The organism is Solibacillus sp. FSL R5-0449 (assembly GCF_037975215.1).
Taxonomy (GTDB): Bacteria; Bacillota; Bacilli; order Bacillales_A; family Planococcaceae; genus Solibacillus.
The window spans coordinates 2,388,603-2,408,078 of record NZ_CP150239.1 but is presented as its reverse complement, the minus strand read 5'-3'; the positions used below and the strand labels follow the sequence as shown (position 1 = coordinate 2,408,078).

Annotated in this window: 18 protein-coding genes; 13 read left to right on the top strand and 5 right to left on the bottom strand. The window is 38.6% G+C overall.

The features are described from left to right. The first annotated feature begins 13 nt into the window (after nucleotides 1–13). Entirely contained in the window at nucleotides 14–1,126 is a 1,113-nt protein-coding gene (locus tag MKY27_RS12015) for a Ger(x)C family spore germination protein (RefSeq protein ID WP_339195331.1), read from the top strand. Nucleotides 1,127–1,216: 90 nt separating this feature from the next. Here MKY27_RS12015 and MKY27_RS12010 read toward each other — a convergent pair whose 3' ends face one another. Beyond that, complete coding sequence (locus MKY27_RS12010) at nucleotides 1,217–1,669, bottom strand: SRPBCC domain-containing protein (protein ID WP_339195329.1); 453 nt, start codon at nucleotides 1,667–1,669, stop codon at nucleotides 1,217–1,219. 290 nt (nucleotides 1,670–1,959) lie between these two features. Here MKY27_RS12010 and argF point away from each other — a divergent pair, with 290 nt between their 5' ends. Continuing rightward, entirely contained in the window at nucleotides 1,960–2,925 is a 966-nt protein-coding gene (argF, locus tag MKY27_RS12005; protein WP_339199720.1) for an ornithine carbamoyltransferase, read from the top strand. Between the two features lie 260 nt (nucleotides 2,926–3,185). On the opposite strand, the gene sspI is transcribed toward argF, so the two are convergent. Continuing rightward, nucleotides 3,186–3,395 (bottom strand): small acid-soluble spore protein SspI, encoded by a 210-nt coding sequence (sspI, locus tag MKY27_RS12000; RefSeq protein WP_339195328.1) that lies wholly within the window; start codon nucleotides 3,393–3,395, stop codon nucleotides 3,186–3,188. A gap of 123 nt (nucleotides 3,396–3,518) precedes the next feature. Between sspI and MKY27_RS11995 the strand changes: the two genes are divergently transcribed. The 7 genes from MKY27_RS11995 (at nucleotide 3,519) to pheT (ending at nucleotide 12,538) form a co-directional block, all read left to right on the top strand. Continuing rightward, entirely contained in the window at nucleotides 3,519–4,280 is a 762-nt protein-coding gene (locus MKY27_RS11995) for an RNA methyltransferase (RefSeq protein ID WP_339195325.1), read from the top strand. A 603-nt stretch (nucleotides 4,281–4,883) separates the two neighbouring features. Next, nucleotides 4,884–5,765, top strand: coding sequence for a cytochrome aa3 quinol oxidase subunit II (qoxA, locus tag MKY27_RS11990; protein ID WP_339195322.1), 882 nt, complete (start codon nucleotides 4,884–4,886; stop codon nucleotides 5,763–5,765). 37 nt (nucleotides 5,766–5,802) lie between these two features. Next, nucleotides 5,803–7,767, top strand: a complete 1,965-nt coding sequence (gene qoxB / locus MKY27_RS11985; RefSeq protein ID WP_339195320.1) for a cytochrome aa3 quinol oxidase subunit I — start codon at nucleotides 5,803–5,805, stop codon at nucleotides 7,765–7,767. Continuing rightward, nucleotides 7,767–8,366 carry a cytochrome aa3 quinol oxidase subunit III gene (gene qoxC / locus MKY27_RS11980; RefSeq protein WP_339195318.1) on the top strand — a complete coding sequence of 200 codons (600 nt, stop codon included), beginning with the start codon at nucleotides 7,767–7,769 and terminating at the stop codon, nucleotides 8,364–8,366. The genes qoxB and qoxC overlap by 1 nt, the downstream gene beginning before the upstream one ends. Before the next feature lie 3 nt (nucleotides 8,367–8,369). Then, nucleotides 8,370–8,651 (top strand): cytochrome aa3 quinol oxidase subunit IV, encoded by a 282-nt coding sequence (qoxD, locus tag MKY27_RS11975; protein WP_339195316.1) that lies wholly within the window; start codon nucleotides 8,370–8,372, stop codon nucleotides 8,649–8,651. Between the two features lie 426 nt (nucleotides 8,652–9,077). Next, nucleotides 9,078–10,115 carry a phenylalanine--tRNA ligase subunit alpha gene (gene pheS, locus MKY27_RS11970; protein WP_079528316.1) on the top strand — a complete coding sequence of 346 codons (1,038 nt, stop codon included), beginning with the start codon at nucleotides 9,078–9,080 and terminating at the stop codon, nucleotides 10,113–10,115. 17 nt (nucleotides 10,116–10,132) lie between these two features. Further along, nucleotides 10,133–12,538 (top strand): phenylalanine--tRNA ligase subunit beta, encoded by a 2,406-nt coding sequence (gene pheT / locus MKY27_RS11965; protein ID WP_339195314.1) that lies wholly within the window; start codon nucleotides 10,133–10,135, stop codon nucleotides 12,536–12,538. Nucleotides 12,539–12,584: 46 nt separating this feature from the next. On the opposite strand, the gene MKY27_RS11960 is transcribed toward pheT, so the two are convergent. Continuing rightward, entirely contained in the window at nucleotides 12,585–13,061 is a 477-nt protein-coding gene (locus MKY27_RS11960; RefSeq protein WP_339195311.1) for a nucleoside-diphosphate sugar epimerase, read from the bottom strand. 126 nt (nucleotides 13,062–13,187) lie between these two features. Here MKY27_RS11960 and MKY27_RS11955 point away from each other — a divergent pair, with 126 nt between their 5' ends. Then, nucleotides 13,188–13,727 carry a hydrolase gene (locus MKY27_RS11955; protein WP_339172459.1) on the top strand — a complete coding sequence of 180 codons (540 nt, stop codon included), beginning with the start codon at nucleotides 13,188–13,190 and terminating at the stop codon, nucleotides 13,725–13,727. A 349-nt stretch (nucleotides 13,728–14,076) separates the two neighbouring features. On the opposite strand, the gene MKY27_RS11950 is transcribed toward MKY27_RS11955, so the two are convergent. Both MKY27_RS11950 and MKY27_RS11945 read right to left on the bottom strand, forming a co-directional pair. Beyond that, nucleotides 14,077–14,616 (bottom strand): ECF transporter S component, encoded by a 540-nt coding sequence (locus tag MKY27_RS11950; RefSeq protein WP_339195309.1) that lies wholly within the window; start codon nucleotides 14,614–14,616, stop codon nucleotides 14,077–14,079. 199 nt (nucleotides 14,617–14,815) lie between these two features. Beyond that, the gene (locus MKY27_RS11945; protein ID WP_339195306.1) at nucleotides 14,816–16,210 is read right to left on the bottom strand and encodes an amino acid permease; all 1,395 of its coding nucleotides are present in this window, start codon (nucleotides 16,208–16,210) and stop codon (nucleotides 14,816–14,818) included. Between the two features lie 333 nt (nucleotides 16,211–16,543). On the opposite strand from MKY27_RS11945, the gene MKY27_RS11940 reads away from it, so the two are divergent. From MKY27_RS11940 to MKY27_RS11930, 3 genes are all read left to right on the top strand, one after another. Continuing rightward, nucleotides 16,544–17,194: a TrkA C-terminal domain-containing protein gene (locus MKY27_RS11940; protein ID WP_339172452.1), complete on the top strand. Its 651-nt coding sequence runs from the start codon at nucleotides 16,544–16,546 to the stop codon at nucleotides 17,192–17,194. Between the two features lie 226 nt (nucleotides 17,195–17,420). After that, nucleotides 17,421–18,620: a glycine betaine/L-proline ABC transporter ATP-binding protein gene (locus MKY27_RS11935; protein WP_339172450.1), complete on the top strand. Its 1,200-nt coding sequence runs from the start codon at nucleotides 17,421–17,423 to the stop codon at nucleotides 18,618–18,620. Further along, nucleotides 18,613–19,476 (top strand): proline/glycine betaine ABC transporter permease, encoded by an 864-nt coding sequence (locus tag MKY27_RS11930; RefSeq protein WP_339172449.1) that lies wholly within the window; start codon nucleotides 18,613–18,615, stop codon nucleotides 19,474–19,476. Before MKY27_RS11935 ends, MKY27_RS11930 begins: the two co-directional genes overlap by 8 nt.

Sequence of the window (19,476 nt, the reverse complement as noted above, 5' to 3'; positions counted from 1 at the left end):
ATGAGCTGGCTATATGAAAAAATTCATTATAGTAATCGCTTTTACATTTATGTTAGGTGGCTGTGCAGAACAGAAAATTTTAGAAAATATAAGTTTAACGACATTGGTCGGGTATGAATTGGAAGATGAAGGGGATCTGACTTTCATAGCTGTAATTCGACAAGTTAATCAAGATTTGGAAAGCCGTGTAGAGATACAATCTGCAACAGCTGCGACAAGTAAGTGGGCACGCACTAAAATTGACTTAAAAACATCTAAAATAACTGGTTCAGGTCAATTGAGGGTTGCCTTGTTCGGTGAAAACTTGGCCAAAGAAGGGTTGGACCACAATCTGCACATTTTAAAAATGAGTGCTGAAATTAGTAATGCTACCTATTTAGCCATTGTTGAAGGTGATATAAAAGAGTTACTGGAATACCAGTACAAAAATATAACGGATATTGGGCAGCATATTTACCAGTTAATCCAGCAAAATATTGAACATCATCATGCGCTGTCATCAACTCTTCATGAAGTGAATAGAGATAAATACTCTTTAGTAAAAAGCTATGCCCTTCCAGTAATCAAAAAAGAAGAAGAAAATATTGTCATCTCAGGAATGGCACTTTTTAAAGACAGCAAAGTTGTCGGTCAGATTTCTGCTGACGATACAATGTTTATAATGATGATCAGAGAAGGCACTCATAATGGAACACTACAATTAGAATTGCCTGAATCAACGCTGGATGGCATAACTGAAAACCCGTTTGATGAATTGGCTGTAGCGATTGATTCCATTGATTCGAAGCCCGTACTTAGACTTGTGGATCCATCAGTACCTGAATTTGATCTAACGATAAAAATGGAATGCCGTTTAAGAGAAATAAATACGGATATAATTGTAGATGATCCGGAAACAATAAAAAAACTTGAAAAGGAAATCAATCATAAAATCGAAAGCGAGATAAAGCAAATTATTAAGTACAGTCAAGATGTGAATTCGGATATATTTAACTTTGGTGAGCGTTTTAGAGCAAGGGTACGCAATGTGATAGTCGATAAAGAAAAATGGTATGAGTTATATCCGCAAATGAAAGTGAATGTTAAAGTGGAATCACAAATTGTACGCGATGGTGTGTTTCAATAAGTTTTGTGAATTTGGTCTGGAATCTATATAAAGCTAAAGGTCAAAAAACCATTAATTTTCCGGTCAGTGGGAAAGTTAATGGTTTTTTGTTTATTTTACGTCATGAAGGGCAGTTAGCTTTGTCTCAATTGAATTCGTCAAATCAGTCGTCGCTTTAGGTACGAAACTTTCCAACACTGGGTTGATCATCATCCCCATAAAACCGCCCGCGGAGAGATCAAGGCTTCCTGTAACTTGAGCGGATTCGTTATTACCGGCAGTAATATTAAAATAGCCGTTACCGTCAAAGTTGTCCGATAAGCCTTTAATGTTAAATTTTACATCACTTGGCTCAATAGAATCCGTAATATCGACTTGAAGGATAATCTTTTTTTTCGTAAATCCTAAATCTGCAAGTAAAGTCCAAGTGAACTGTGTATCATGTTGTGCTTCATGCTCGATATAGCCTGGGATTAATGGGGCCCAATTGTTGTAATCCTTTAGAAAATTCCATATTACATCGTTTGATAATGGTAATTGCACTGTATGGATAGCGTTCGGCATAATAATTCCTCCTAAAATCAATTCGCAGTACGAGTAAATTATTTCCAAAAAGTACCGCTGTAAATAGTATGCTAAAAAATGAATAGGAATTCAATAAAAATCATAAATTTTCTCCATTAATCATTATAAGTATCGCTTAAGTAATTATTTTGTTTTAAAGAAGAGGGTTCGAGATGGGAGTAATTATTGAACAATTAAATTAATTTAAATAATTTATAATAATTCACTTGATTTTATAATTATTCATTTGTATAATAAAACCAACATAAAGCTCACAGAGGTGTGTAATGATGAAGTTATTAGAAGAGGTGCAATTAAAGCCCGTTGAAAGTTTACAAGGAAAAGACTTATTAACACTGCTTGACTATACGAGTGAAGAAGTGAAACAACTGCTTGAACTTGCGACACAGTTGAAAACAATAACGAAGGCAGGCAAATGTCCACGATTATTGGAAGGTAAAACACTCGGCATGATCTTTGAGAAAAGCTCAACTCGTACACGGGTATCGTTTGAAGTAGGGATGCAGCAGCTTGGGGGATATGGCATGTATATGAATGCGCGCGATATGCAAATTGGCCGTGGTGAACCAATCTCCGATACAGGAAGAGTATTGTCAGGTTATTTGGACGGAATTATGATCCGTGCCAACTCCCATACGATGGTTGAAGAATTGGCTGATAACGCATCGATTCCGGTCATTAATGGTTTAACGGATCTTGATCATCCATGTCAGGCATTAGCTGATCTTGAAACAATTGCCGAAAATAAAGGGGAATTGAAAGGGTTAAAAATCGCTTATGTAGGCGATGGCAATAATGTAGCACATGCGCTCATCGTTGCCGCAGCACATGTTGGGATGCATGTAGCAGTCGCAACACCACCAGGTTACGAGTGTGATGCACGTATTATTGAAAAAGCACAAGTAATTGCTTCTCGTAACGGCAGTACAGTTATCGTAACAAATGACCCAGTGGCAGCTGTTACAAATGCAGATGCCGTTTATGCAGATGTATGGACATCTATGGGGCAGGAAGAAGAAACGCAAAAACGATTGAAGGATTTTGCGAAATACCAGATTAATGATGAATTGGTAGCCCATGCAAAGCCGGATTATATGTTCCTTCATTGTTTACCTGCACATCGAGAGGAAGAAGTTGCGACGTCAGTTATTGACGGTCCAAATTCTTATATATTTGAGCAAGCAGAAAATCGCCTGCATGCACAAAAAGCAGTTTTAGTATCATTATTAGCGTAAAACAAGCATTTGGCATTGCTACTTGTTGTAGTCGCCAATGTGAACCATACATTATTTATAGGCAGGAAGGGCAAATAAATAATGTAGTAGTCAAACATGAATAACAACGGGAGACGCTGTGAAGATTCATGAAGAACTACAAGTGATGTCTGTATTCAAGATGGAATGCCCCATCACTACATAGAAAAAGCAATCCGGGAGACGCTGGATTGCTTTTTTGTATGGCATCATAATTGAATGATGGGTGGTTATGCTAAATGTTAGCTGACAAATTGTTTTGCCAGTTTTTGTGAAAACTCGTTTCGCTCACTTTCGCTTGCACCGTTCCACCATTTTTCCAGGAATACGCCAAGGCCTGGAAGTAAATGTTCCTCGCCCCGTGCAATAGCATCATTGACGATATCCTGAAACTCCGCGGCATCTGAGCCCATTACATTGGCCGTAATTGCTTGTCGAATTTGAAAATCCATATGAAACCTCCTTTTCCCATACTTTGTTCAAAATAATAAACTTTATACATGCCATTGCGTTATGGATTACAAAATAATTGTGATAGAATATACAATCGAGTACGTAAAAAAGGACGGGAAATCATGAAAAGAATCGAATCGACACAAAATGCGCTAGTGAAGCATTGGAAAAAGCTTGTAACACAACGAAAAGAACGTGAAAAAACAGAAGAATATATAGTAGAAGGCTTTCATTTAGTGGAAGAAGCGTTAAAGCATAAAGACCAAATCGTGCAAATTATTGTGCGTGATGGTGTTGATCTACCATTATTATGGGCAATAGATGAAGTGGTATTAGTAGACGTAAATGATGCAGTCTCAAAAGAAATTGCGGAAACTGAAAATTCTCAAGGGGTGTTTGCCCATTGTAAGCAGCGCCAAATTTCTGTAGATGAACAATTTAATTGGCGCAAAGTACTTTTAGTCGATGCGGTTCAAGATCCGGGAAATATCGGCACAATGATCCGTACTGCAGATGCAGCAGGAATTGATGCAGTTATTTTAGGGAAGGGCAGTGTCGATGCATTTAATCCGAAATCATTGCGTTCTGCACAAGGCTCCCATTTCCATATTCCAGTCGTGCGTGGTGACTTGATGGAATGGGTGGAAAACCTGCAGGCTGATGGTATCCGTGTATATGGCACTTCATTGGATGAATCGATTTCATACAAAGAAGTGGAACCAAGTGATTCATTTGCTTTAATTGTGGGTAATGAAGGGAGTGGCATTAATCCGCAAATTTTGGCAAAAACAGACCAGAACATCATCATACCAATTTTAGGCGGGGCAGAATCACTGAATGTTGCAGTGGCAACAGGAATTTTATTGTATGCATTTGTAAAATAAACAGGTGAAAAGTTGACGAGGGATTTTGTAAGTAAGTACTTATAAAATCCCATTTCTTTTAAAATATAAGGTAGGAAATGGTAATTAAACCCGTAAATTGAGACATATTGAGCTTTCTGATAAGTCGCAAAATATGAACTTTAACGAGTTCATAGAAATGTCATTTTTCAAATGAAGTTAACTTTTAGCTCGTAATTGCTTTATTTTACTGCATTTATCGTCATTATTTTAATATATTAAAAAAGAATTGCTCGAAAAATGGAAGAAATAAGGGTTTTTACCATTTTGATGTTTTGACACCTATATGATGTTTAACTAAAATCTAAGTAGGTTAGACAGACGCCTTAAGTTGTCACAACAAAAAAATAAATTAATGTTTTTTAAATTAGTGTGCAAACTGTTATTTATGGGATTCAATTTAAAAGTTCTAAATGGTGATAAATTGATGCTCTGGCTATTTGCCACTATATGCATAGTGTAAATGGTAATAAGTGAAATTATTCATTCGTAATCGCACTATCGACATTATTTTATTTTCGCTCTCACATGAAAGCGCTTAAGCAAAATCTAACAAGCTCTATTTAATTGGAAAGGAGTCCAACTATGAAAGTAAATATGAAGGGAACATTACTCTCTTTCATGGGACTAGGTGCTATCCTATTAGCAGGCTGTAACGATAAGTTAGCAGTACTTGATCCTAAAGGTCCTCAAGCTCAAAGACAAGCCGATGACACAATGTTATTAATTTACCTAATGTCAGGGATTGTTCTAACAGTATTAGCAATTTTGGTATTTATGTTAGTTAAATACCGTGCATCAAAACAAAGTCCAGATTACGAGCCACCGCATATTCATGGTCACTGGCTTGTAGAAACAATTATGATTGGTATTCCTGTTATCATCGTTATTTTCTTATCATTTGTTTCTGTTAAGAGTAACTACATTGTTGAGAATGTTCCTCAAGAATATGAAGATCAGGAACCTTTAGTTATTTATGCTTCATCATCTAACTGGAAATGGCACTTCAGCTATCCAGAACAAGGTATTGAAACAGTAAACTACCTATACATTCCTGCTGGACGTGCAATTGAATTCAAACTTTATTCTTACGGTCCAATTACAAGTTTCTGGATTCCACAACTTGGTGGTCAGAAATACGCAATGGCAGACATGGTAACAACATTACACTTAGCTGCAGATAACCCAGGCGAATTCTGGGGACGTAACGCGAACTTCTCAGGTCGTGGTACAGCAGAAAATATTTTTGATGTAACAGCATTAACTCAAACTGAATTTGACGAATGGGTAACAGAAGTTCATGAAACGGCTGCTCCATTAACAGAAGAGAAGTTTGACGAATTATTAGAGCCAGGTCATCTTGGTAAACAAACTTATACTGGTACACATCTAGAGTTCTCACCAGCTCCAGAACACAACCATGAATCTTCAGACGAAGAAGATGAAGAGGATCATTCTTCACATTAATTTTTGAAAGTAACAACTTTTCGAAAGGAGTACTACTATGTCGGAATTCTTTGCACAGTTTGCAGTTCCACACCCAAGCACATTAATTTATATCGCAATGGCTTCTATCGTTTTAGGGTCAATCGCGTTAGTAGCAATCGTTACTTATTTTAAATTGTGGGGCTACTTATGGCGTGAATGGATTACAACTGTTGACCATAAAAAAATTGGTATCATGTATTTAATCACCGCTTTAGTTATGCTTTTCCGCGGCGGTGTCGATGCCGTAATGATGCGTTTACAGTTAGCTGTTCCAGATAACGGTTTCTTAGACGCACAGCACTATAACGAAGTATTTACAACACACGGAGTAGTCATGATTTTATTCATGGCAATGCCATTCATTACATTCTTCTTTAACTTTTTAGTACCATTACAAATCGGGGCACGTGACGTAGCGTTCCCACGCTTAAACAACTTGGCATTCTGGTTATTCTTCATGGGGATGGGATTATTCAATATCTCATTCATCGTTGGTGGATCTCCTGATGCTGGATGGACTTCATATTTCCCGTTAGCGGATAATGAGTTCAGTACATCGGTTGGTACAAACTATTACATGCTTGCACTGCAAATTGCGGGTCTTGGTACGTTAATGACAGGTATTAACTTCATTACGACTATCATGAAAATGCGTGCTCCAGGTATGACATTATTTAAAATGCCAATGTTCACTTGGTCTGCACTTATTGCAAACTTAATCATCGTATTTGCATTCCCAGTATTGACAGTAGCTTTAGCTATGGGTACGATGGATCGTCTATGGGATACAAAATTCTTCGCTATCGGCGACGGTGGTATGGACATGCTTTGGGCCAACCTATTCTGGGTTTGGGGTCACCCTGAAGTATATATCTTAATTTTACCGGCATTCGGTATTTTCTCTGAAGTAATTTCGACATTCGCACGTCGTAACTTATATGGTTACACGTCAATGGTTTGGTCAATGATCTTAATTTCAGTATTCTCGTTCGCTGTATGGACTCACCACTTCTTTACAATGGGTCAAGGTGCATTCACGAACTCGATCTTCTCGATCACAACAATGGCAATTGCGATCCCAACAGGGGTTAAAATTTTCAACTGGTTATTTACACTTTATAAAGGGAAAATTGTTGTTACAACACCAATGTTGTATGCATTACACTTCATTCCTTTATTCACATTAGGTGGTGTAACAGGGGTTATGCTTGCGATGTCAGCAGCGGACTACCAATACCACAACACAATGTTCTTAGTAGCTCACTTCCATAACGTAATCATCCCTGGTGTTGTTTACGCGATGTTAGCAGGTTTAACATTCTATTGGCCAAAAATGTTCGGTTTCATGTTAAACGAGCGTCTAGGTAAAGCTACAGTTTGGGTAATGTCTATTGGTTTCGTACTTTCATTCATTCCAATGTATATCACTGGTTTAGATGGTCAAGCACGTCGTATGTACACATATTCTGATGCGGCTGGTTTCAGTACATTAAACATGGTATCGTTCGTCGGTGCCGGAATCATGTCTGTTTCATTCTTAATGCTAGTATGGAACATTTGGTACAGTTTCAAAAACTCTCCACGCGACATTGGTTCAGATCCATGGGATGCACGTGGTCTTGAGTGGGCGACACATACGCCAATTCCACATTATAACTTTGCAATTACTCCAGACGTAACTGATGCAACTTCAGAAGCATTCTGGGATTCTAAGAAAAACGGCGTAAAGTTATTCAAAGGTGAAATTAAAGATATTCACATGCCAAATAACTCAGGTCAAACATTTATCTTATCAGTATTCTTCTTCATCGGTGGTTTCGCTCTAGTATTCAGTATGTTTACTTTAGCTATCATCAGCTTAATCGGTATTTTAGCTTGTATGGGTTACCGTTCTCTAGAAGACGACCATGGCTACCATATCCATAAAGAAGAGGTAGAATTAATCGAGAAAAAATATGAAAAAGAAGGAGGTGCGAAATAATGGGTAAAGTTAATAACAATGTTCCATTGGAATATTCAACAGAGGAAAATAACCTGAAAATCTTCGGATTCTGGACTTTCCTAGGTGCGGAAATTATGTTATTCGGTACATTATTCGCATCATACTTTGTTCTAGAAGGTCGTACAGGTAATGGTCCAACTGGTGCTGAGATTTTTGAAATCGGTCCAGTATTAGCAGAGACATTCATTCTTTTAGCATCAAGTTTTACAATCGGTTTAGCCATTCATGCAATGCGTCTAGGCAGTAAAAAAGCGACATTGTCGTTTATGGGTATTACATTATTCCTTGGTGCAGCGTTCATTTCTGTAGAAATTTACGAATTTGTACACTATGTACATGTTGGTGCAGGTATTACGACAAGTGCCTTCACATCTGCTTTATTAACAACGTTAGGAACACACGGTCTTCACGTAACATTCGGTTTATTCTGGGGAATCTTCATTATGATCCAAATCGCTAAACGTGGACTTAACGCAGTAACAGCAGGGAAAACATTTGTATTCTCACTATACTGGCACTTCCTGGATGTTGTTTGGATCTTCATCTTCAGTTTCATTTACTTGAAAGGAATGATGTAATCTATGGCTAAGTTCTTCCCAAAAGGCCAAATTATGGGCTTCGTATTTTCACTGATTTTAACAGTGATTGCAATGCTTGTTTACTTCACAGATATGTCATTCGCAACTGGAATGATTATTCTATTAGTAACAGCATTCATTCAAGCTGGTTTACAGTTTATTGTCTTCATGCACGCTGGTGAAACAAATGACAAGTGGGCTATCTACTCGAATATCGTTTACGGAATCGGTTTAGTATTATTGACTGTTTTAGGTTCTTTATTAATCCTTCTTTGGGATATGTAATGATGAAAAACGCTCCAGCTAGTTGATAAATGTACGAAAATACATTAAACTAGTTGGAGAATATATTACGAAATGCGTTGACCGGGAAGAGTAGGTATACACCATTTGTTCTAGGGAATGCAAGCCAATGACTGAAAGCTTGCTAACAAATTGTATAGTGAAGTTCACCCCGCGAGCAGCATCCGGGATCCACTTGTGGTGAAAGGATTGCCGGCCAGACATGGTCGTTAGCTCCAATGAAGTGATTGCTTTATGCAATAACTAGGGTGGTACCGCGAAACTCGTCCTCGTCCCTTTCTTAGGGGACGAGGTTTTTTTATTTTCAAAAATAGTGATTATTATAGTGCGTATATGTAAATTTATTAAAGCAGCGGGTTCAGAGCAGGCACTATGTCGCAAGAATTTATTAAGGAGGAATTTGTAAAAATGGAACAACAATTAAAGCAATTGGAACAAGAAGCATTAGCCAAAATTGCCGATGCAGCGGACTTAAAAGCATTAAACGAAGTTCGTGTTGCATACTTAGGTAAAAAAGGACCGATCACGGACTTATTAAAAGGGATGGGGAAACTTTCTGCAGAAGAACGCCCGAAAATGGGTGCCCTCGTTAACACTGTACGCGAAAATGTAACAGCAGAACTTGAAAAGAAAGTTGCAGTACTAGAAGAAGCAGCAATTTTAGCACAGCTTGAAAACGAATCAATCGATGTTACGTTACCAGGCGCAAAAGTGCGTGCAGGTAACCGTCACCTGTTAACACGTGTAATCGAAGAAATCGAAGACCTTTTCCTAGGAATGGGCTACGAAATCGTAGAAGGTCCGGAAGTAGAAAAAGACTACTATAACTTTGAAGCGATGAACTTGCCTAAAGGTCACCCGGCTCGTGACATGCAGGATTCATTCTATATTTCAGAGGAAACATTATTACGTACACATACATCACCAGTGCAGGCACGTACAATGGAAGCCAAAAAAGGCGAACCAATCCGTGTGATCTGCCCAGGTAAAGTATTCCGTCGTGACACAGATGATGCGACTCACTCACACCAATTCATGCAAATTGAAGGTCTTGTGATCGGTGAAAACATCCGCATGTCTGACCTTAAAGGTACACTTGATGCATTAGCAAAGAAAATGTTTGGAGCAGAACGCGAAATCCGTCTTCGTCCATCATTCTTCCCATTCACTGAGCCATCTGTAGAAGTAGACGTTTCTTGTCATAAATGCTCAGGAAAAGGCTGTAATGTATGTAAACAAACTGGCTGGATCGAAATCTTAGGTGCCGGTATGGTACACCCGAACGTACTTGAAATGGCTGGCTACGATTCAACTAAGCTTTCAGGTTTCGCTTTCGGTATCGGTGCAGAACGAATCGCAATGTTAAAATACGGTGTGGATGATATTCGTCATTTCTATACAAATGACACACGCTTCTTATCACAATTCCACCAGGCAGAAGTGTAAGAAGGAGGATAATATAAATGTTAGTTTCATTAAAATGGTTAAGTCAATATGTAGACATTTCTTCGTTGGAAGCAAATGAATTAGCAGAAAAAATTACGCGCGCGGGGATCGAAGTTGATGCAGTAATTGACCGTTCACAAGGCATGTCAAATGTTGTTGTTGGTCACGTTGTATCAAAAGAAAAACATCCGGAAGCAGATAAATTAAATGTGTGCCAAGTGGATGTAGGGGAAGAAGAACTACAACAAATCGTATGTGGTGCACCAAACGTCGATGCTGGTCAAAAAGTTATCGTAGCACGTCCAGGAGCAAAATTACCAGGCGGCATTAAAATTAAAAAAGCAAAGTTACGCGGACAAGAATCAAAAGGGATGATATGTTCACTACAAGAGTTGGGCATTGAAGGCCGTCTTGTGCCAAAGGCTTATGCGGACGGCATTTATGTATTACCTGCCGATTCAACTCCAGGTGCAGACGCATTGGAAGTTTTAGGCTTACGTGATACAGTGCTTGAACTTGGTTTAACACCGAACCGTTCGGATGCAATGAGCATGCTTGGTGTTGCTTATGAAGTAGCTGCAATTTTATCTCAAGATGTTAAATTACCGGAAATCGATTATACAGCTTCAGCTGAAAAAGCGGAAGACGTTTTAAAATTAACGGTAGAAGATAAAGAAGCGAACCCGATGTATGCAGCAAAAGTTGTAAAAAACATTGAAGTAAAAGAATCTCCTTTATGGCTGCAGCATGCGTTAATGTCTGCTGGTGTACGCCCACATAATAACGTAGTCGATATTACAAACTATGTATTAATGGAATACGGTCAACCATTACATGCATTTGACTACGATAAATTGGCAACAGGAGAAATTGTGACACGTATGGCTCGTGATGACGAAGTAATGACGACGCTTGATGACCAGGAACGTAAATTGGCTAGCCACAACCTTGTCATTACAAATGGTCAGGAAGCAGAAGCGGTTGCAGGTGTTATGGGCGGTGCTAAATCAGAAGTATCAAATACTACAACAACAGTAGTAATCGAATCTGCATACTTCAATCCGGCGTCTGTACGCCGTACTTCAAAAGAAATCGGCTTACGTTCAGATTCGTCAGCACGTTTTGAAAAAGGTGTTGATCCGAACCGTGTCCTTCCTGCAGCAGAACGCGCAGCACAATTACTTGCTGAACTAGCAGGCGGAGAAGTATTGGAAGGTACAGTGCTAGTCGATGAACTTGAAAAATCACCTGCACGTGTTGTCGTATCACCTGACTTTATTAACGGTCGTTTAGGGATGAAGATTTCTTTAGAGGACATGCTGTCTATTTTAGAGCGTTTAAAATTTGATGTGGAAGCAGCTAATGGCTTATTAATCATCGATGCTCCGACACGACGTCAGGATATTAAAATCCCGGAAGATATCGTGGAAGAAATAGCACGTATGTATGGCTATGATGAAATTCCGGTTAGCTTACCGGCAAGTGAGCAAGTTGGCCGTTTAACACCATATCAAGCAGGACGCCGTATTGTACGTAATGTTATGGAAGGTGCCGGTCTTTATCAAGCGGTAACGTATTCATTAACTTCAGCGGCACAGGCTCAAAAGTTTGCATTAAAAGCTGAAGAGACAACTAAGTTATTAATGCCTATGTCTGAAGAGCGTACGACATTACGCCAAAGCTTAATTCCTCACTTAGTAGAGGCAGCAAGCTATAACACAGCCCGTCAAGCGGAAACAGTGGCATTATATGAAATTGGTTCAGTATTCCTTGGACAAACTGCTGAAGAACTTCCATTTGAAGAAGAGCACTTGGCGCTTGTATTAACAGGTAAATGGATTGATAATACATGGCAAGGTGAAAAGAAAAATGTTGATTTCTTCGTTGCCAAAGGTATTGTGGAAGCGGTATTGGCTAAATTAGGCTTAACAGCTCGTGTAAGCTATGTTAAAGCACAAGTAGACGGCTTACATCCTGGTCGTACGGCTGATGTTTTATTAGATGGTGAAAAAGTGGGTGTCATTGCACAGCTTCATCCGCAAGAACAAAAAGCATTCGATGTCAAAGAAACTTATGTTGCTGAACTGAACTTGAATGCCATTTTAAGTGCAACACAAGAAGAGCTTGTTTATTCGATGATTCCGCGCTTCCCGGCAATGAGTCGTGATATCGCATTAGAATTGGATGTAGCAGCTCCAGCTGGTGAAATTGTAAGCATTATTAAAGGTGCAGGCACTTCTTTATTGAAAGAGGTAAAAGTATTTGATGTTTATGCAGGGGAGAAAATGACGGCTGGTAAAAAATCAGTAGCCTTCTCGTTAACATACTTCGACCCAGAGCGTACATTAACAGACGAAGAAGTAGTCGCAGCACACAATAAAGTACTAAAAGCATTGGCAGCAGCTGGTGCAGAAGTACGCTAATTAACAATAATAAAACCCGAATGGTTCGATGACCATTCGGGTTTTATTATTGCGGAGATGGTTTTGCAGGCTTGACCATTCCTGTAACAGCACCGATTAAAGCGCTTAATGTATGGACAATTCCAAACGTATAAAAGTTAAGGAAAACATGATTCGTATACTCATTTAATAGGGGGAAACGATAGATTGTCGAGCCGGGTGTCTTCGTATCACCACCGAGGGATGCATATACATTGTTTGAAAAATCAATGGCATAATAGATGAACGCCACTAACAGCGCAATTCCAAATACTAAATAAATTATACGCATAAGTTGATCTTTTGCGTTTCTGGCTGTTTCAGTAAAAAAGCGAAACGTAATAAATAAACTAAGTATAATAAATGGTGCAACTAGTGCTAAACCAAGTGCACCCAGATTTCCTCCATTTGCAACATCGTCCGGTTTCACTGTAAAAAAGTGCTGAATGATTAATACTCCAAATAAAGAAATGCCCATACTTATGAGCCAACTAAGACGCAACATATAAATCCTCCATTTCTCTTTTCACTATACAGTGTCATGCATTTCGTTTCAATGGAGGTTCTACTATTCATTTAGTGGAGAAGTTCAGTATAATAGAGAAGAATGCAACTTAGGGGAGGTATATTCATGTTAAAAAAAGAAGAAGCAGTATTAGTACTGATTGATATTCAGGGGAAATTGGCGCAAGTTGTTGAAGAAAGCGCGGTCGTTGTAGATAATATCGCCACAATGGTACAAGGGGCAAAATTATTGGATTTACCTATTTTATGGCTTGAACAATATCCAAAGGGACTTGGGCCGACAGATGAGCGAGTTGCCGCGCATTTAACAGATGAAAAACCGATTGAAAAAATTACATTCAGTGCTTATGATACAGAGGAATTTGTACAGGCTTTACAGCAAACAGGCCGTAAAAAGATTTTACTGGCTGGGATTGAAGCGCATATTTGCGTCTATCAGACAGCGGCTCACTTACTGGAAAACGGATATGAAGTCGAAGTACTGGCAGATTGCGTGTCTTCGCGAACAGCAAGTAACCGCGAAGTAGGGATTCAGAAAATGATGCAGCTTGGTGCGCGCGTAACGAGTGTTGAAATGGCACTATTCGAAATGCAGCAAGTAGCAAAAGGTGATACATTTAAAGCAATCAGCAAATTAGTAAAATAAATCAGATTGAGGCAGGGACATAAGTAGATTTATTGCTAAATAAGAGGAAAGCATTTATTAAGAAATGGATACATTGCAAAATTGATTGGAATGGAGGGCGAGTGTAGCTGACGGCTACGCCTTTCGCTACAAGCAAAGCTTCCTGCGGGAATAGCGTGACGCCTGAAACTGGGAACAAAAGCTAAGAACGCCACGTCCTGTGGCAACGCTTTTGTGACCAACATCCTGTTGGCCTCACGCCCGCGGAAAGCGTCCCGGAATGGAAATCAATTTTAACGCTCAGCAAAAAAAAGCTATTTTTCTCTCAGAGAAAAATAGCTTTTTTGGGTTATGTCCCAACCTCATTTATTTATTTGAAAAGAGGCAGTTTTTTCAAAGCGATACATACAGGTAATGCAATAAGAAGACCTACTGCATTTTGCACGAGATTTCCGGGAATTGATGCAAGTGGGATAACCCAGTTCCCATAAAGAACACGTTCACAAATATAATAACCGCCAAGCATAAATGGAACCGAGATAACAATAGCCGCAAAGTTATAAATAATGCTGCCGCCATTTTTTCCATGCATTGTAGCAATTTTACCTATGATATAGCCTTGCAGACCACGTGTGATGAATGTAAATGGTGCCCACAATGTCCAGCCGGATAAAATATCAAACAGTGCCATACCGAATGCTCCAGCCATAGCGCCCTTCTTTGGACCAAATAAAATCGCGATGATAAAAAGCATGGCAGAACCTAAATGAACGAGCCCCCCATTTGCTGCAATCGGCAAACGGATATTAATAAAGAATGTGGCTACGAATACGAGTGAAATAAGAAGGCTCGTAATAATTAAATCTTTTGTTTTCTCTGATGAGGTAGTGATCGTTCGTGTTGATTCCATATTGATTGACGCTCCCTTGCTTGAAATTATCTCTCATAATAGCAATTCGTTGGCATGTGTAAAAGGTTCAAAAACAAACAATTTAATAAGGTCAGAAAATTTGGATATCAATCCTCTGAAATAGAAAAGCGCCTCAAATTATGGAAACTAATTTGTGGCGCTTCGGTTATAGAACGGTTATTGTACCATCTCTGTTCAATTATTCAGATTTAGAATTCAACGTAGAATGTTTTTTCCCGTACATAAAATAGACGATTAGCCCGATAATGAACCAAACACCGCAAGCAATCCATGTGTGGAAGGATAGTTGTGTAATCAGAAATATACATAAAATAAATGATAAGATCGGTAAAACAGGATAAAAAGGTACTTTAAATCGATCCTTCGGCAAGTCTTTATTTTTACGCAAGTATAGAATGCCGGCAGAGACGAAAATAAATGCAACCAATGTACCCATATTTACAAGCTCAGCCAATAAATCCAATGGAATAAACCCTGCAAAAAATGAAATAATCACGGTAAACAGCCATATATTTTTGGCAGGCATTTTACGTTTTTTGCTTAATTGTGCAAGCATTTTTGGCATTAAACCATCACGGGCAAAAGCCATCAACAATCTTGTCCCACCGTACATCATGACTAGTATAACGGTCATCATGCCTATTACAGCACCGAGCGATATAATGCCAGCTGCCCATTCCTGATCAATCACTTGCATTGCATAGGATACTGGATTGGTTACGTTCAGGTCCGTATATGGGACAATCCCCGTCAGTACAAGTGAAACAACAATATACAATACAGTACAGACAAGCAGGGAACCGATAATTCCGATTGGCATGTTCCGCTGTGGATTTTTCACCTCTGCGGCAGCCGAGGATACGGCATCAAATCCTAAGTAAGCAAAGAAAACGAGCGCGGCACCTGTGAAAACACCACTCACTCCAAATGGCATGAAAGGTGTCCAGTTTTCCGGTTTCACATAAAAGACACCAACAGCAATAAACAATAAAATAACGCCAAGTTTAATCGCGACCAATAATGCATTAAAACGTGTCGATTCTTTCATACCCAATGACAACAGAGCACCTATCGCAAAAATAATACAAATCGCAGGCAAGTTAATATATGTACCATTTTCAGGACTGAATGCCCCTGTCAATGCTACCGGCAAATGAATACTCAATCCTTCCAGCAGTGAAACGAAGTAACCTGACCAGCCTGTTGCCACGGCAGCTGTTGCGAGTCCGTATTCCAATAATAATGCCCAGCCGACCAGCCATGCGATGATTTCACCAAAAACAATGTAGCTATATGAATAGGCACTTCCCGCAACGGGTACAGTAGAAGAAAATTCAGAATAGCAAAGTGCTGCTAATGCACAAACGACAGCAGCAATCGTGAAGGAGAAAACAATTGCAGGGCCTGCATGGAGCGCCGAGACTGTCCCCGGTAATATGAAAATGCCTGTACCGACAATGGCACCGACACCTAACATAATCAAATCAAAAGGACCGATTGTTTTGGGTAACTGCATGTTGCCACTTTTGAGTAAAAGGTCACTGATTGGTTTTTTTCTAAATACTTTTTTCATTAATACACCTTTTTCTAATTTACAATAATCAAAATCTTATCATCATTTTTCAGAATAATAAACAAGTTTATTGAGTTGAAGTGCTGAAGTGTTAAGTTTGTCGAAAAATGGAGAAATAACTCGAATGAACTAGTTAATAATGTTATTGTTAGTATTTAACAGAAAAAAATACGTGTCATTTACTACAAAATTATTTGAAGAAATTGAATAAAGTCGATTATTCAAAATCGGTGAACTATTTGTTGTTTTTATAAAAAGGTATATAATGCGATATAGTATAAATATAGAAATTTTACTTATGCATTATGAACACAGCACAAAGGAGTGCAAATAATGGAGAAAAAAATCCAAATTAAACAGCCTAAATATCAAGTAATAGCAGAAGATATTGCAGCTAAAATTGTTGAAAAAAAATATGTTGTCGGTGAAAAGATTTATGCCCGATCATCGCTGGCATCCCAATATAATGTTTCATCGGAAACTGCAAGACGAGCGATTGCCGTTCTGCAGGATTTAAATATTGTCGAAGCGACAAAGGGGAGCGGTGTTGTCATCGTTTCCTATGAAAATGCCGCTAAATACATCCAGCGTTTAGCAGGCGTCAAATCAATTAGAGATCTACAAAAGCAATTAACCGATAGTATTGAACGCCAAATTGATGAATTGCATCATTTACAGGATACATTAGGAGAAATGGTCAATCGGACTAGCCGCTACCAATCGATAAACCCGTTTGTACCATTTCAAATCGATATTACTGAAAATTGCCCATTCATATCGAAAAATGTAGGCGAGATTAATTTCTGGCAGCAAACGGGTGCTACCATAATTGGCATCAAAAAAGATCATGAGCTGATTGTTTCACCTGGTCCATATGCAACACTCTCTGCCGGAGATACATTATTTTTTATCGGTAAAGAAGAATGCTATTCGAATGTAAAACACTTTTTACAGCTAGAAAGTAACAACTTTCAATCAGAATAGATAAAGTTCGTCAAATTTATAATAAAAACAAACTACTCCATCGTTGTATTTAAGGAGTAGTTTTTTCTGTTTAAAGGACTTTTTTTCTAGATTGACTAGTAAAAAGTGCGCTCTTAATTTGACATTAGTAACAACGTCTATTAATATGAAAGTTGTTGCTTTTAACAACCTTAGATAAATATAAAGTTGTTACTAGCACGAAATTAATTATTTTAGGAAGTGGATTATGGGGAAAATAAAAATAGACCGAGTCACTAAAGTATTTGGAAAAAATACATCACAGGCATTAAAGCTCGTGAAGCAAGAGAAATCCAAAGAACAGATATTAAAAGAAACAAATGCTACTGTAGGTGTATATGAAGCTAGTTTGACAATTGAAGAAGGTGAGATTTTCGTAATTATGGGGCTTTCAGGAAGTGGGAAGTCTACATTAATCCGTTTACTAAATCGTCTTATTCAGCCGACAAGTGGTGATATTTATATAGATGACCAAAATATTACGAAGCTCAATAAAAAAAGCCTGCAACTAGTCCGCAGAGAAAAAATGAGCATGGTGTTTCAAAACTTCGCTTTATTCCCGCAACGTACCATTTTACAAAATGCAGAGTATGGCCTGGAAATCAGAGGCGTTCCTAAAGAGGAAAGACGATTAAAAGCAGAAAAGGCTTTACAGAATGCAGGGTTGCTCTCCTATAAAGACCAGTATCCAGATCAATTATCAGGTGGTATGCAGCAGCGTGTAGGACTTGCACGGGCGTTGGCAAATGATACAGAAATCATATTAATGGATGAAGCTTTTTCTGCTCTTGATCCGCTTATTCGTAAAGAGATGCAAGATGAGCTATTGGAGTTGCAAGCTAATTTACAAAAAACAATTGTCTTCATTACACATGATTTAAATGAAGCGCTTCGTATTGGTGACCGTATTGCCATTATGAAGGATGGAAAGGTCATGCAAGTAGGAACAGGGGAAGAGATTTTGACAAATCCTTCAAATGAATATGTTCGTTCATTCCTGGAAGATGTAGACCGTTCGAAAGTACTGACAGCAGAAAATGCGATGATTCGTCCAATGACTATTCAAATTGATCATGAAGGACCAAAAGTTGCGTTGCAGCGTATGAGAGAAGATAAAGTAAGTGTACTTCTCGCTGTAGATAAAGCCCGAAAATATTTAGGCTATATTACTGCAAATGATGCACTGGAGCTTGCACAATCTGGTGAAAAATCACTGCATTCAATTTTACGCAATGATATGCCGATTGTTGAGCCATCAACAGTTATTCAAGATATTCTATCGGTTATTTCCGATTCTCCGACACCGGTTGCAGTCGTCGAAGAAGGGAAACTGCGCGGAGTACTGATCCGTGGAGTTGTTTTAGAGTCGTTAGCCTCTGAAAAAAACGGAGGTGTAGACAATGAGTAAAATTTTAAATTTAGCAACGCCATTACCGGTAGCGGAAAAAGTTGAAGATTTGATGGATATTGTAACAGATACTTTTTCAGCCCAGTTCCGTTTCATTCAAAGTAACGGTGAAGATACGATGAATCTGGTTACATCCGGATTAACAGCTATTCCGCCGTATGTATTTATTTTAATCATTGCCGTGTTGGCATTTTTCGCAACAGGCAAAAAATTCGGTTTAGCCATCTTTTCAATTATCGGTTTACTGTTCATATTAAACCAGGGCTTATGGGATCAGCTTATGAATACATTTACACTCGTGCTGTTTTCTAGTTTAATCGCGATTGTAATTGGTATACCACTTGGCATTCTAATGTCAAAATCCAAAGTAATAGAAGAAATCTTAAAACCAATTTTAGACTTTATGCAAACAATGCCTGGATTCGTTTATTTAATTCCAGCGGTTGCGTTTTTCGGAATTGGTGTCGTACCAGGTGTATTTGCCTCAGTTATCTTCGCATTACCACCAACTGTACGTTTTACAAATCTAGGTATCCGTCAAGTTCCGACACATTTAATCGAAGCTGCGGATTCTTATGGTAGTACATTCACTCAAAAATTAGTGAAAGTAGAACTGCCGCTTTCAAGATCTACGATTATGGCCGGTATAAACCAAACCGTACTATTATCTCTATCGATGGTCGTTATTGCATCAATGATCGGTGCACCAGGTTTAGGTCGTGAAGTATTATCGGCTTTACAACGAGCTCAAATCGGTAATGGATTTGTTGCGGGGATAAGTCTAGTAATCTTCGCTATTATTGTAGACCGATTAACACAAAGTTTAAACAAACAAAAATCAAATGGGGGAAAGTAA